Origin of the sequence: Microbacterium aquilitoris, from assembly GCF_031932285.1 — a bacterium.
Lineage (GTDB): Bacteria > Actinomycetota > Actinomycetes > Actinomycetales > Microbacteriaceae > Microbacterium > Microbacterium aquilitoris.
In genome coordinates this window covers 78596-93079 of sequence record NZ_JAUZVT010000001.1, presented here as the reverse complement: position 1 = coordinate 93079, position 14484 = coordinate 78596, and the positions used below count along the sequence as shown (strand labels likewise).

Below are 14484 nucleotides of genomic sequence, written 5' to 3'. Positions count from 1 at the left end.
AGCGCTTTCCCCATGCGGCATCCTCTTCTCGTCATCCGCCGATCAGGCGCCCCAGCACGATGCCGAGAAGTCCTGCCGCGACGGCGGCCACCAGCATCCCGACGGCGTTCACCGATGCCAGAGCGTATCGGCGCTGCTGCACGAGCCGGACCGTCTCAAAGCTCGCGGTGCTGAACGTCGTGAACCCGCCGCACAGGCCCGTGCCGATCACGAGTCGCCACGCGTCGTCGAGGCTGCCGCCGAGGGCGAGCTGCGTGACGAACCCCAGGATGAACGAGCCCGACACGTTGATGAGGAGCGTGCCGAGCGGGAACGCGCCCCTCACACGCGCTTTGATGGCACCGTCGACGATGAGGCGGAGCGCCGCACCCACGCCTCCCGCGAGCGAGAGCGCCACGAAGAGAAGGGGCGTCATCGGGCAGCCTGCTTCCGGCGGCGTGCGGCAGCGAGGGCGATGCCCGCCACCGTCGCCAGCGCCCCGACCGCGACGGTGGCGAGGGCGTATCCGATGCCGGCCGCGGCGTGGTCGTCCGCCAACAGCAGCCCGGTGTCGACGGCGAGGGCGCTGTACGTCGTGAATCCCCCCGCGAAGCCGGTGCCGAGCAGCAACCGCAACGACCGACGCCGGCCGACGTCGGGTCCTCGGCGGGAGAGGCCCTCGAGCAGCGCACCGAGGAAGAGGGCACCGACGATGTTGATGGCGAAGATCGCCACCGGGATGCCGCCCACCGCCGGGATCGCGAGAGAGAGCGCTTCGCGGGCCGCCGTTCCCGCCGTCCCGCCGGCGAGCACGAGCAGGATCGACCGCCCCGCGAGATGCACGGGGCGTTGCTCGTGCTCGGGTGCTGGCGTGGTCATCGGGTCCCGGTGTCGAGGGAAGGCGGGCGGTTCCACGATAGACCCGCGGGTTCGGGCGCCCCGGCTGGGCTTGCGGGGACCCGACGTGTCGCGGATGCCGGGGCTCGGCGGCATCCCGCGTCCCCGGAACGCGCGTGTACTGGTCGCGGGGGCTTCCGGCCCGGCATCGGTCGCGCCTACGATGGGACCATGACGCGGAAAACGCTTTCCCATCTGGAAGGTCTCATCGACGGCGACCGCCCCGCGCGGTCGGTGCTGCGTCTGCTCGCCCGGCGGCCGGGACGGATGACCGTCGCCGTCCTCGCGTTCGCGGCGAAGGAGATCCCGCTCTGGTTCCTGCCGGTCGTCACGGCCGCGGTCATCGACGTCGTCGCCGGCCGCGGCGACGTGTCGCAGGTCATGTGGTGGTTCGTGCTGGCCGCCGTCCTCCTGCTGCAGAACTACCCGAACCACATCCTCTACACGCGCAGCTTCATGACGGTCGTCCGCGACACCGGCGCTGACCTGCGCAACGCCCTCGCCGAGCGGCTGCAGAGCCTGTCGATCGGCTACCACACGCGCATCAGCTCGTCGATCGTGCAGACCAAGGTCGTCCGCGACGTCGAGAACGTCGAGCTGATGCTGCAGCAGGTCACGCACCCGCTCCTGTCCGCGACGATGGTCATGATCGGCGCCATCACGATGACCGCGATCGCCGTCCCCGCGTTCCTGCCGGTCTACGCGCTCGCCGTCCCGATCGCGATCGGCATCCGCTACGGCATGCGGCGACGCTCGCACGATCGCAACGCGCACTTCCGCCGCGAGGTCGAGACGCTCTCGGCCCGCGTCGGCGAGATGGCGTCCCTCATCCCCGTCACCCGGGCGCACGGCCTCGAGCAGACCGCTGTGACCCGGGTCGCGACCGGGGCCGACGGCGTCCGACGCGCCGGGCTGCACCTCGACATGCTCAACGGCCACGTCGCGTCCGTGTCGTGGGTCGCGATGCAGCTGCTCGGGGTGGGATGCCTCGTCCTCGCCGCGACCTTCTCGCTCACCGGCATCCTGCCCATCACCCCCGGTGAGGTGGTGCTGCTGTCGACGTACTTCACGCTGCTCACGCAAGGGTTGACGCAGCTGCTCATGCTCATCCCGGTCGGAGCGCGCGGACTCGAGTCGGTGCGCTCCATCGCCGAGGTGCTGCAGGACCCCGACCTCGAGCAGAACGCCGGCAAGCGCACCGTCGACGCCGTCACGGGCGACCTGACCCTCCATCGCGCGTCGCACCGGTACGCCGGCGCCGCCGAGGATGCGCTGCATGCCATCGACCTGCACGTCCCCGCCGGCGCGACCGTCGCCTTCGTCGGGTCGTCGGGGTCGGGCAAGTCCACGATGCTCAACCTCATCCTCGGGTTCCTCCGCCCGACGGGAGGGCGCATCCTCCTCGATGGCGACGACATGCAGGACCTCGACCTGCGCACCGTCCGCCGATTCGTGTCGGTCGTTCCGCAGGAGTCCGTCCTCTTCGAGGGGACCATCCGCGAGAACATCGCCTACGGTCTCGGCGACGTCGACGACGCTCGGATCGAGCGGGCCCTGCGCGATGCGAACGCGTGGGGGTTCGTGCAGGACCAGCCGCAGGGGTGGGACACCGTGGTCGGCGAACGCGGCGCGCGCCTGTCGGGCGGCCAGCGGCAGCGGCTCGCGATCGCCCGCGCCCTCATCCGCGACCCGAGGATCCTCCTGCTGGATGAGGCGACCAGCGCCCTCGACCCCGAGTCCGAGGAGCTCGTGAAAGATGCCCTCGGTCGCCTCATGACGGGGCGCACGACCCTCGTCGTCGCGCACCGGCTCTCGACCGTCCGGCAAGCCGACGTCATCGTCGTCCTCGAGCGCGGCGAGATCGTCGAGCGCGGCTCGCACGACGAACTGCTCGAGCGCGGCGGCCGCTACGCGCAGCTCCATCTCGCGCAGGCGGGTCTCGCATGATCGAGGTCTACCGCGATCCCGTCTACGACGGCGCGACCGATCCGCTCGTCGTGATCGCCGGCCCCGGCGACTGGTGGATGTTCTACACGCAGCGGCGCGCGACCCATCCCGACCCGGGTCCGGGCGTCGCCTGGGTGCACGGGAGCCGCATCGGCGTCGCCCGCTCGACCGACGGCATCCGCTGGTCGTACGCGGGGACGCTCGAGCCGACCGCCGACGGGCTGCAGCTGGATGCCGCCGGCCCGCCCGCGCGCACGGATCGCACCCACTGGGCGCCCGAGGTCGTGTTCGACGGGCAGATCTGGCGGATGTACCTGACCGAGATCGACGGGGTCCCCGACCGGTGGCCGGGGTACGCGCGTCACATCGTGGAGTACCGGTCGGCGGATCTGTCCGAGTGGCATCGGATCGGCGCGCTCGCTCTCGACAGCGACCGCGTGATCGACGCGGGTGTCGCTCGCGCCCCCGACGGGCGCTGGCGCCTCTGGTACAAAGACGAGGCCGCCGAGTCGGTCACCAAGGTGGCCGTATCGGACGACCTGACCACCTGGGAATCCGAGGGCACCGCGATCGGCGGACGGTCCCACGAGGGTCCGACGGTGTTCGAGCTCGGCGGATCCTGGTGGATGATCGTCGACGAGTGGCGCGGCATGGGCGTGTACCGCTCGGACGATGCGATCTCGTGGCGGCGGCAGGGTGGAGCGGATGCCGTCATTCTCGGCGCCGGCACGGTGCCCAGCCCGGGGTTCGGCCATCACGGGGCGCCCGTGCGCGACGGGGAGCGCGTCTGGTTCTACTTCTTCACGCACCCGGGCGTGCCCGATGAGCCCGATGGGCGGCGCTGTGCCGTGCTCCGCGCGCGCCTCGAGGTGCGCGGCGACGAGCTCGTCGTGGTGCGCTGACTCGCGGCCTGGCCGGTCCGCTCGAGATGCGAGTATGGGCCATAGGGTGGGTTGGGACCGGTCACAGCTGCGTCGTAAAAACGTTTCAATCTTCTTGAAAAACGTTTCAATTGGCGCTACTCTCGGGGCAAGCGCTTTCCTGTGGGCATCGATCCACGGCACCGAAGGAAGTCGCAATCACGGACCATGACGTCCACCAGCACTCGCAACACGGACGTTCGAGAGAGGACAAAGATGTTCAGCAAACGCGCACTCGCCGCCGTCGCACTCGCGACGGGGTCAGTCATCGCCCTTGCCGGCTGCGCCGGCTCGCCGGAGCCCGCCGGCACCTACGACCCCGACGAGAAGGTCTCGCTCGACCTCGCGTTCTGGGGCAACGACGTGCGCGCCGATCTCTACAACAAGGCGATCGACGCGTTCAACGAGAAGTACCCCAACATCAAGGTGAGCACGAGCTTCCTCGCGTTCCCCGAGTTCTGGGAGAAGCGGCAGACCGAGGCAGCGGGCAAGAACCTCCCCGACGTCATGCAGTTCGACTACTCGTACCTGCGGCAGTACTCCGAGAACGGGCTCCTCCTCGACCTCGACCCGTACCTCGGCGGCATCATCGAGACCGACCCGCTCCCGCAGAACATCCTCGACATCGGTGTCGTCAACGACACCACGTACGGCATCGCGACCTCCACGAACGCCTGGGGCCTGTTCACCAACCCGGTCCTGCTCGAGAAGGCCGGTGTCGACGAGTTCCCCGGCGGCTCCTGGGACGACTACACCGCCTGGATGAAGGACATCACCGACGCCAGCGGCGGTGAGTACTGGGGCGGCAGCGATTACACCGGCCGCATCCAGAACTTCGAACTCCAGTTGCGCGCGGAGGGTGGCAACCTCTTCACCGAGGACGGCAAGCCCGGTTTCGACGAGGCGCGCCTGAAGGCGTTCTGGGAGGAGGGCCAGTCGATCCGTGACGGCATCGGAGCGCCGCAGCAGACCGTCGAAGAGGCTCTGCCGCTCGGTCCGTTCGACACGGCCATCACCGCCAGCGAACTCACGTGGGACAACTTCGGCGCCGGCTACCTCGGCAACCTCGGCGAGAGCTACACCGAGCTCGGCCTCGTCGCCCCGCCGGTGACCGAGGAAGGCGCCAAGGACCTCTACCTGAAGCCCTCCATGCTGCACTCGATCGCAGCGAACACCGACCACCCCGAGGCTGCGGCGACGCTCGTGAACTTCCTCGTCAACTCGCCCGAGTCGGGTGAGATCTTCGGCACCAACCGCGGTCTGCCCGCGTCGGAGACCGCTCTGGCCGCCGCCGACCTTGACCCGCTGAGCCAGCAGGTCAAGGCGTACGAGGAGTCCATCGCCGACCGTCTCGGCGACGCACCTCCCGTTCCGATCGTCGGCTATGGCACCCTCGAGGAGAAGTTCCGTCAGCTCGGCGTCGAACTGAACTTCGGGACCATGACCGTGGACGAGGCCGTCTCGCAGTTCTTCACCGAGATGGACGTCGCCCTCAACTCGTGACCGATCGCGGGGTCCGGATGCCGCGGCATCCGGACCCCGCACCGTCCCCCCGACATCAGGAGCCACCCGTGAGCACCACCGCGACGAGAGTCATCGTCACCGGCGAGAAGCGGCGTCGCGCACTCGCGAACAAACGCCGGCCCGAGAACCTCAGCCGTCCCACCCAGCGCTCGCGCGCCCGCAAGGAGACGCTCGCCGGCTACGGGTTCCTCATCCCATGGCTGGTCGGCTTCTTCGGGCTGACGATCATCCCGATGGGGTACTCGCTGTACCTGTCGTTCACGCGGTACAACATCTTCACGCCGCCCCGCTGGATCGGGTTCGACAACTACGTCCGCCTGTTCACGAACGACCCGCAGTTCATCCAGTCGGCGCAGATCACTCTCGTCTACGTGTTCGTCGGGACGCCGATCACCCTGATCGCCGCCCTCCTCGTCGCGATGCTGCTCAACTACCGCGACAAGGGCGCCGGCTTCTTCCGCTCCGCGTTCTACGCCCCGTCGCTCATCGGCGGCTCGGTGTCGGTCGCGATCGTCTGGCGCGCGATGTTCGGCTCGGAGGGCCCCGTCGACTCGTCCCTGTCGGCCATCGGCATCGACCTCGGTGGCTGGATCGGAAACCCGAGCCTCGTCCTGCCCGCCATGATCATCCTGTCGATCTGGCAGTTCGGCGCGACGATGGTCATCTTCCTCGCGGGGCTCAAGCAGGTGCCGAAGGAGCTCTATGAAGCGGCCGAGATGGACGGCGCCGGGCCCTGGTACCGCTTCCGCGCGGTGACCCTTCCGATGCTCTCGCCGGTCATCTTCTTCAACCTGCTGCTGGGTCTCATCGGTGCGTTCCAAGTGTTCGCCTCGGCGTACATCATCTCGAACGGCTCGGGCGGCCCCGCCGGCATGACGAACTTCATCACGATCTACCTCTACAAGCGAGGCTTCAGCGACGGCCAGATGGGCTACGCCGCTGCGATCGCCTGGGTCCTGCTGGTGGTCGTCGCGATCATCGCCTTCATCCTCTTCCGCACCCAGCGCTCCTGGGTGCACTACGCCGGAGACAACCGATGAGCACATCCAACGTCGCCACGACCTCGGGCGCGGCATCCACCCCGGTCTTTGCCGCGCAGCAGACGATCGCCGCTCCGCCGCGGCGTCGCCGCGTGAAGCGCAAGACCTGGCAGACGGTCATCTGGCTGGTCGTCCTGATCGCGCTGACCGCCCTCGTCCTGTACCCGCTCGTGTGGCTGGGCATCTCGACGCTGAAGCCGAACTCCGAATTCGGTCAGAACCCCGGACTCATTCCGCAGCAGCCGACCTTCGACAACTATCTGAAGGTCTTCGACGGCATCGCCGGCGTCCCGCTGTGGCAGTTCTTCGGCAACTCGCTCATCCTCGCGGTCCTGGCCGTCGTCGGCACCGTGTTCTCGAGCGCACTGGCCGCCTACGCGTTCGCCCGCATCCAGTTCAAGGGACTCGGCATCCTGTTCGCCGCGATGATCGGCACGCTGCTGCTGCCGTTCCACGTCGTGATCATCCCGCAGTACATCCTGTTCAACAATCTGGGCCTGGTCGACACGTTCTGGCCGCTCGTGCTGCCGAAGTTCCTCGCGACGGAGGCGTTCTTCGTCTTCCTCCTCGTGCAGTTCATGCGTCAGATGCCGCGCGACATGGATGAGGCGGCCCGCATCGACGGCGCCGGACACGTCCGGATCTTCTGGGCGATCATCCTTCCGCTCGTGAAGCCGGCGCTGATCACGTGCGCGATCTTCGCCTTCATCTGGTCGTGGAACGACTTCCTCGGGCCCCTGCTGTACCTGACGAGCCCGGAGAACTACCCTCTCCCGATCGCGCTGCGCCTCTACAACGACCAGTCGTCGACGAGCGACTTCGGCGCGACGGTCACGGCCTCGTTCCTCGCCCTCGTGCCCGTGCTGCTGTTCTTCCTCGTGTTCCAGCGCTTCCTCGTCGACGGCGTCGCGACGCAGGGCCTCAAGGGCTGACGATGGCCGCGACGCGAACGGATCGGCGGGCGGTGCGTGCCGCGGTGCGCGCCGACCGTTCCGGCAGCGGTCCGGTCCTCGAGGAACGGGCTCCGTCCCGGTTCCCCGGCGCCGCCGCGAAGTTCGCGCTCTTCGGGGAGGTCCTCCTCGTGGGTCTGCTCGTCGTGCTCGTCGGCGTGCTGGTCGTGACCCTGCCGATCGCGCTGGCGGCCGGCATCCGTCACCTGGCCCGCTACATCGCGGCGGAGGACTCGCGGCTCGGTCTGTTCTGGCGCGACGTCCGTGCCGGGATCGCCGGCGGCAGCGTCGTCGGGCTCATCGCCGCGGTGATCGCCGTCGTGCTGGCCATCGACATCGACCTCGCACGGTCGGGGTTCCTGCCCGGTGGCGGCGTCATCGAAGCCGTCGGATGGACGGGCCTCGCCGTCCTCACCGTCGGGCTGCTGATCGCAGCCGGCGCGTGGGATCCGCGGACCGGCTGGCGAGCGGCCGTCCGCAGCGTTCCGGCGACCGTCCGCAGCGACCTGCGCGGGCTCGCGTTCTATGTCGCGGCGGTCGCGCTCGTCGTCATCCTGACGTGGATGCTGCCGCCCCTGCTGCCCGCCGCGCTCGGCTGCGCGGTGCTCGCCGTCGTGGCGGTCCCCGAGCGCCGACGCTGAGTCAGCGCACGCGACGGACGGTGAACGTCGCCCGCCCGGGTGTCGTCCCGGTCACGTAGAGCCGCGGACCACCCAGGGCGTCGGTGCCGCCCAGGTAGTCGTAGTCCTCACCGGGAAGGTACGCGGCCGGTGCGGACGAGCCCGTCCCGGGGCCGATCTCGAGGATGTCGTCGCCGACGGCGTACCGCGCGGTCCCCCCGGTGAGCACGGCTGTGCCGTCGGCCCGCACGTCGACCCCCTCGAACGCGCCGCCCGAGCGGAAGGCGAACTCGAGGCTCCACGCACAGATCGGACCCTCGGTCTCGACCGTCAGCTGAACGCCGTCCTCGACGGGCACGACGTCGATGCGGGTACGGAGCGGAACCTCGTCGCGCGGACGCTCGTCGAACGACATCGCGGCCGAGAAGCGACCCTCGTCGACGACGCGGTAGTCGCCGCCCGGGCGGCGGAGCGTGGTGTTCAGCGGCCCGAAGTACGCGGGGGAGAGCCGCTCCTCGAGCACGATGCGGTCGTCCTCGACGGTCATCTCATCGGCGCGGAACGGGCCGAGACCGAAGAAGTGCCGCGAGAGTCGCACCGAGTCGAGGACGGCGTCGCCGGCGAACAGGCGCAGGAACGTCGGGTTGCTCGCGAGGCCCGAGCGGATGCGGCGGGCGACGGTGTAGTCCGACCCGCCGAAGACCACCAGCGAACGGTCGGGCGTTCGGTCGACGACGAGCCCTGAGACCGGCCACACGATGCGCGCCCGGTCAGCCGGCGCCGTGCCCGCGGGCAGCGGCTCGCGCAGCGCCGGGTGCAGGATCATGTCGGCGAGGGCCGTCTGCGGATCGATGACGGGTGCGGATGCCGCGACCCGCGCCGCCCACGCGAAGTCACCCCGTCCCGTCTCGAGGGCGATGCGGCGGTAGTGGAGGGCGAACGGCGCGAGGGGGAACCGGGTCTCTCGCTGGTCCTGCCTGCGGGAGTGCACGGTCTCGACGGAGCCGTCGGGGTGGATGAGTCCCAGGGTCGCCTCGAGGTTCCGTGCCACGACGTCGTGGAGCTCGGGCAGGCCGAGGACGTCGCCGATGACCAGGAGCGAGGGGTTCGAGACGTAGACCGCGTAGTTCGCGCTGCGCTCGGAGTACAGGCCGTCGGCGTCGATGTCGATGCCCTCGGCGAGCCATTCGCGCGCCCGCGCCTCGAGCCGCGGGTCGGGGCGGTGTCGATGCAGCCGGGTGAGCGCGGCGCTCAGCTCCCAGCGATGGTTCGGCGTGTGCACGCCACCCGCGAGCAGCGCCGGGGTGGCGCGATCGGCGATGCCTCCCAGCACCTCGGCGACCCGGTCGAGCCGGGCGTCGCCCGAGCTGCGCGCGAGCTCGAGGATGTCGCCGACGTCGTTGATCGTGAATCCGGTGTCGGGCGGCGACTCGACGTTGTCGCCGCCGAGGAAGAGCCCCGTCGGCGACTGCAGGTCGTGCAGGATCCCCGCATACCTCTCGGCGAGGGCGACCGCCGCCGGGTCGCCGGCGAATGCGGACCCCGGCTCGAGGAAGACCGCGACCAGCAGCTTCGCGCGTCTCATCGACTCGCGGTGCGGTCCGAGCGGGGCGAGCGACACGTCGGTCGACGCCTGCAGGAGCGCGGTGGCCTCGGCATCCGCCGCGGCCATCACGTCGGCGACGAAGGTGTCGGTATCGGGGTCGATCATCATGACTGCTCCGGTTCGTGCAGCGCGATGCGCAGGGTGACGACCTCGAACGCGCGCAGGTCGAGCGCGACGGTGCGGTCGTCGGTCCGCCGCGCGGCGTCGGCGCGGCCGCGGCCGACGGTCTCGACGAGGTCGCAGACCTCGAGTGACGAGCTGGGGACATCGAGGTGCAGCGTGCCGCCGGTGCGGGCGCCGCGCTGCTCGAAGGCGCGGACGATGAGGTCGCCGCTGCCGTCCGCCGCGAGCTTGACCGCCGAGACGACGATGCCGTCGGTCGAGCTCGTCACGAGCGGTGCGACCGGCGCTGCGCCCGTGACCTCGCGCAGCGGCGAACCGACGATCGCACCCCAGCGGGCAGCATCCGTCGTCGCCTCGGCCGGCGCGAAGAGCGACGTGAACTCGTGCACGCCCTGATCCGCGTCGGGGTCGGGGAACGTCGGCGCGCGCAGCAGCGACTGCCGCACGGTCGTGACCGTCCCGTCCTCGTCACTCGTGCGCGTCGCATCGTGGCCGTACATGCCGTCGTTGACGATCGCCGCACCGGTGCCCGGCTCGCCGACGTGCACCCACCTGTGCGCGCAGACCTCGTAGCGGGCGGCATCCCACGACGTGTTCGTGTGCAGCGGGCGACGCACGTGACCGAACTGCGTCTCGTAGGCCGCGTCCTGCGCGTGCACCGCGACGGGGAACGCGAGCTTGAGCAGACGGTGCCGCTCGTGCCAGTCGACGCGGGTGCGGATGCGGACGCCGCCGCCCTCGGGGTGGATGTCGATCCATTGCTCGGCGGTGCCGTTCGGCAGCGGGTGCACGACGTGCACGACGCCGTCGACCAGCTCGGCCGTGCCGCCGTCGACGTCTGTCGTGGCGAGGCGGTACGAGGCGTCGAGCTCCCACGCGTCCCACTTCGACGGTGCATCGACGTGCAGCTGCAGCAGTCCGCCGCGGTGACCGGCGGGGATGAGGTCGCGCCCGGTGGCGAGCTCGACCACGCTCCGGAGGGTGCCGTCGGGTCCGACGCGCACGTCGATCTGGTCGGAGCGCAGGCGGAATCCGCCGTCGACGTTCTCGGCCGTGACCGGCACCGGCGCCGGCGCGGGTCCCGCGCCGCCCGCGGCGATCGCGGCGACGGGTGCCGTGCCCGGGTTGAGCGCCAGGGGCTGCGAACCCTCGCCGACGAGGGCGGCGACGGCATCCGCGATGATCCGCTCGAGCCGGTCGGTCGTCTCGGCGTGCGAGCGCTCCGCCTCGCGGTGCACCCACGCGATCGCGCTGCCGGGGAGGATGTCGTGGAACTGCAGCAGCAGCACCTCGCGCCAGAGCTCGTCGAGTTCGACGGCAGGGTACGGGATGCCGCGGCGCACCGCGGCGGCCGCGCTCCAGTGCTCCGCCTCGACGAGCAGGGCCTCGTTCCGCCGGTTGCCGCGCTTGGTGCGCATCTGCGACGTGAAGATCCCGCGGTGGAACTGCAGATACATCTCGCCGGACCAGACGGGCGGGTCGGTGGGTTCGGCGGCCGCCTCGAGGAAGAACTCTCGCGGCGTGCCGAAGGCGACCGTGGGGGAGCCCTCGAGGTCGGCCTGCAGGCGGGCGTCGGCCATCATCTCGCGTGTCGGTCCGCCGCCGCCGTCGCCGAAGCCGAACGGCATGAGCGAGCGGGTGCTGGCCGCGTGGTCGGCGAAGTTGCGGACACTGCGGGCGAGCTCGGTCGGCCGCATGTCGCCGCTGTAGGTGTTGTTCGGCGGGAAGTGCGTGAAGATCCGCGACCCGTCGAGCCCCTCCCAGACGAAGGAGTGGTGCGGCATCGTGTCGACGTCGTTCCAGCACATCTTCTGCGTGAAGAACCACTCCAGTCCCGCGCCGCGCAGCAGCTGGGGGAGTCCGGCGGGGAACCCGAACGAGTCGGGCAGCCACCCGACGTCGCTGCGCGCTCCGAAGTGCTCCTCGAAGAAGCGCGTACCCGCCAGCAGCTGACGGGCCAGCGATTCGCCAGAGGGCATGTTGACGTCGGATTCGACCCACATGTTGCCGACGGGGAGGAAACGTCCCTCGGCGACGCGTTCCTTGATCCGCGCGAAGAGCTCGGGATCGCTGCGGCGCACCCACTCGAAGTGCTGCGCCGACGAGCTGACGAAGACGGCATCGGGATCGGCGTCCATGAGATCGAGCACGTTCGCGTACGTGCGCGTGACCTTCCGTACCGTCTCGCGGCTCGGCCACAGCCACGCAGAGTCGATGTGGGCGTGCCCAGTCGCGGTGATGCGGTGAGCGGATGCCGCGGCCGGTGCCGCGAGGAGGGGAGCGAGGATGCCGCGGGCCGCCGCCGCACCCTCGGCGGGCGCGTCGGGGTCGATCGCGTACAGCGCGCGCTCGAGTCCGTCGAGGATGCGCGCGCGACGCGGATCGGAGTCGACCAGCTCGCGGGCGAGGCCGACGAGCACGATGACCTCGCGGCGGAGGCGCTCGACGGTCTCGTCGACGAGGCGCAGCTCCATCCGTCCGAGGCGGTAGAGGGGCTCGGCGCCGGCCGTGGCCGGGTCGCCGAGCGGAGTGGGCGAGAAGGCGAGGGGGCTCTTGAAGTCGTCGCCCCCCGACAGGTCGGGATTCGCGGCGGCCTCGACCGTGAACGACACGCGCTCACCGGGGCCGTTCGACACGGGGACGTGATGGTTCCGCGGCTCGAGGCCCTTCACCACGACGCCCTCCCGCGTCCGCACGAGTCCCTCGCACTGGAAGCCGGGTTTGGCCTGCGAGAAGCCGAGGTCGAGCGACAACTCGATGCGGCCGTCGCGCTCGGCCCAAGACCGCGGCACCTCGCCCTCGACGGTGAACCACGTCGTGCCCCAGGCGCGGCCCCAGAGGTGACCGCCCTCGACGGGGGCGAACGCGGCATCCTGCCGCATCCGCTCCACCGACACCGGTTCGCCCGGGAGGTCGCCCTTGTCGGGGACCTGCCAGGCGGACACGTGGAGCGGAGCTCGGTCGGCGACGACGGCCCGGTCGAGGTACTCCCCGACGAAGCGGTCGACGCGTTCCAGGACGAGGTGGTCCCGTGAATGCATCAGTCCTTGAGTCCTGCGTTGATGTTCGACGAGGTCACGTACTTCTGGAACACGAGGTACAGCGCGACCAGGGGGATCATCGACAGCACGGATGCCGCCAGCAGGATCGTCCACTCGATGTTCTCGGCGCCGACCAGGGCCCGCAGCGCGATCTGCAGGGTGAACTGCTCGGGGTCGCCGAGGATGATGAGCGGGAAGATGTAGTCGTTCCAGCGCCACTGGAAGGACATGATCGCCAGCGTCAGCGCGATGGGCCGGGCCAGCGGCAGCATGATCCGGAAGAAGATGCCGTACTCGCTCGCACCGTCGATGCGCGCGGCCTGCATGAGCTCATCCGGGATCGTGATGAAGAACTGGCGGAACATGAAGACGCCGGTCGGGGTGACGATCGAGGGGATGATCACACCGGCGAGCTGATTGTAGAGCCCGAGGTCGCGGATGACGACGAACATGGGGTTGAGGATGACCTCGCCCGGCAGCATCGTCATCGAGAGGATGAAGAGCCCCAGGACGCTCAGCCACGGGTTCTTGTACTTCGCGAGCGCATAGCCCGTCGTCGCGCAGAGGAAGACCGTCAGGACGGTCGACACCGTCGCCACGATCGCCGTGTTCAGGAAGTAACGGGCGAAGTCGATGCGCTCGAGCGCCGCCTCGTAGCCGCCGAGCGTCCACTCCTTGGGGAAGAACGACAGCGGGTAGCTGAACAGCTCGCTGCCCGGCTTGAACGACGAGAGCAGGAACCACGCGAGCGGGAACAGCATGAGCAGCGCCAGGACCCACAGCATGGTGGTCGGCACGACGGCGCGGCGGCGGAGGTTCTTCGACCGGCGGCGACGCTCGAAGCTCTCGCGCTTCTTCTCGTCGGGGACGGTGATGGCGTAGGTGGTCACCATGAGTTGTTGCTCCTCCGGCTGATGCGCAGCTGGATGATCGCGATGACCATGAGGATCACCAGGAGGACCATCGACGCCGCGCTGGCGTAGCCGATCTCGGACTGCTTGAAGCCGGTCTCGTAGATGTACTGGACGATCAGTCGGTTCTGCGTTCCGGGACCGCCGCCGTTGAGCGACTGGACCAGTGCGAACTCCTTCATGTGCCCGAGCGTGGAAAGCAGGATCACCAGGACGGACGTCGGGGCGATGGAGGGCAGTGTGATGCTGCGGAAGCGCTGCCAGCCGTTGGCGCCGTCAAGCTCGGCCGCCTCGTAGTACGACTTCGGGACGTTGTTGAGGGCGGCGACGAACAGCAGCATGTTGAAGGCCGCACCGGCCCACGAGGATGCCAGGATCACGACGAGCAGCGAGAGGTCCGCGTTCGAGGACCACGGCACACGCTCGCCGCCCAGCATGCTGATCACGAAGTTGACGAAGCCGAAGCTCTCGCCGAACATCCAGCGCCAGATGACACCGGTCACGATCGGCGAGACGAGCCACGGGAGGAAGAAGATGATGCGCGCAGCGGTCTTGCCGCGGGCGTGCGCGGCGTTGATCGCGACGGCCATGCCGAGCGAGAGCGCGTAGCTGAGGGGCACCGAGAGCAGTGCGAAGACGAACGTGCGGCCGAGGGCCGAGTAGAAGCTCGGGTCGCTGAGGAGCTTGCTGTAGTTGTCGAGTCCGACGAACTCGGCGTCGCCCCAGCCGCGGAAGTCCGTCAGCGAGTACGACAGTCCGAGGACGCCCGGCCACAGGAAGAACAGGGCGAACAGGGCGGCCGTGACGACGGTGAACAGGAACGGCGCCATCCGGTACCGGCCGAAGGCGCGCTTGCGGCGGGGGGAGGGCGCGCCGGGCGCCCCCGCCGTGGGGGCGGAGGCGTCCGGCGTGATGGTTGCAGTCAT

The 14484-nt window shown here is 69.7% G+C and carries 12 protein-coding genes; 6 read left to right on the top strand and 6 right to left on the bottom strand.

Features of this window, described 5'->3' with window-relative positions; translation table 11 throughout:
* Window positions 1-31: 31 nt before the first annotated feature.
* Window positions 32-415, bottom strand: coding sequence for a fluoride efflux transporter CrcB (gene crcB, locus Q9S78_RS00445; protein WP_311868105.1), 384 nt, complete (start codon window positions 413-415; stop codon window positions 32-34).
* The gene (locus Q9S78_RS00440) at window positions 412-858 is read right to left on the bottom strand and encodes a fluoride efflux transporter FluC (protein ID WP_311868102.1); all 447 of its coding nucleotides are present in this window, start codon (window positions 856-858) and stop codon (window positions 412-414) included. Before Q9S78_RS00440 ends, crcB begins: the two co-directional genes overlap by 4 nt.
* A 189-nt stretch (window positions 859-1047) precedes the next feature.
* On the opposite strand from Q9S78_RS00440, the gene Q9S78_RS00435 reads away from it, so the two are divergent.
* The 6 genes from Q9S78_RS00435 to Q9S78_RS00410 all read left to right on the top strand — a co-directional run bounded on the left by Q9S78_RS00435 (window position 1048) and on the right by Q9S78_RS00410 (window position 7898).
* Window positions 1048-2823, top strand: coding sequence for an ABC transporter ATP-binding protein (locus Q9S78_RS00435; protein WP_018187511.1), 1776 nt, complete (start codon window positions 1048-1050; stop codon window positions 2821-2823).
* Complete coding sequence (locus Q9S78_RS00430) at window positions 2820-3725, top strand: glycoside hydrolase family protein (protein ID WP_311858074.1); 906 nt, start codon at window positions 2820-2822, stop codon at window positions 3723-3725. The genes Q9S78_RS00435 and Q9S78_RS00430 overlap by 4 nt, the downstream gene beginning before the upstream one ends.
* Window positions 3726-3959: 234 nt before the next feature.
* Complete coding sequence (locus Q9S78_RS00425) at window positions 3960-5246, top strand: extracellular solute-binding protein (RefSeq protein ID WP_116227573.1); 1287 nt, start codon at window positions 3960-3962, stop codon at window positions 5244-5246.
* Between the two features lie 68 nt (window positions 5247-5314).
* Complete coding sequence (locus Q9S78_RS00420; protein WP_018187508.1) at window positions 5315-6307, top strand: carbohydrate ABC transporter permease; 993 nt, start codon at window positions 5315-5317, stop codon at window positions 6305-6307.
* Window positions 6304-7239, top strand: coding sequence for a carbohydrate ABC transporter permease (locus Q9S78_RS00415; protein WP_018187507.1), 936 nt, complete (start codon window positions 6304-6306; stop codon window positions 7237-7239). Before Q9S78_RS00420 ends, Q9S78_RS00415 begins: the two co-directional genes overlap by 4 nt.
* Window positions 7240-7241: 2 nt before the next feature.
* Entirely contained in the window at window positions 7242-7898 is a 657-nt protein-coding gene (locus tag Q9S78_RS00410; protein WP_311858072.1) for a hypothetical protein, read from the top strand.
* A 1-nt stretch (window position 7899) separates the two neighbouring features.
* On the opposite strand, the gene Q9S78_RS00405 is transcribed toward Q9S78_RS00410, so the two are convergent.
* The 4 genes from Q9S78_RS00405 to Q9S78_RS00390 are packed head-to-tail and all read right to left on the bottom strand — an operon-like array spanning window position 7900 to window position 14484.
* Window positions 7900-9588 (bottom strand): hypothetical protein, encoded by a 1689-nt coding sequence (locus tag Q9S78_RS00405; protein ID WP_311868099.1) that lies wholly within the window; start codon window positions 9586-9588, stop codon window positions 7900-7902.
* Window positions 9588-12647: an alpha-mannosidase gene (locus Q9S78_RS00400; RefSeq protein ID WP_311868097.1), complete on the bottom strand. Its 3060-nt coding sequence runs from the start codon at window positions 12645-12647 to the stop codon at window positions 9588-9590. Before Q9S78_RS00400 ends, Q9S78_RS00405 begins: the two co-directional genes overlap by 1 nt.
* Window positions 12647-13540 (bottom strand): carbohydrate ABC transporter permease, encoded by an 894-nt coding sequence (locus Q9S78_RS00395; RefSeq protein ID WP_018187503.1) that lies wholly within the window; start codon window positions 13538-13540, stop codon window positions 12647-12649. The genes Q9S78_RS00400 and Q9S78_RS00395 overlap by 1 nt, the downstream gene beginning before the upstream one ends.
* The gene (locus Q9S78_RS00390) at window positions 13534-14484 is read right to left on the bottom strand and encodes a carbohydrate ABC transporter permease (protein ID WP_020098548.1); all 951 of its coding nucleotides are present in this window, start codon (window positions 14482-14484) and stop codon (window positions 13534-13536) included. The genes Q9S78_RS00395 and Q9S78_RS00390 overlap by 7 nt, the downstream gene beginning before the upstream one ends.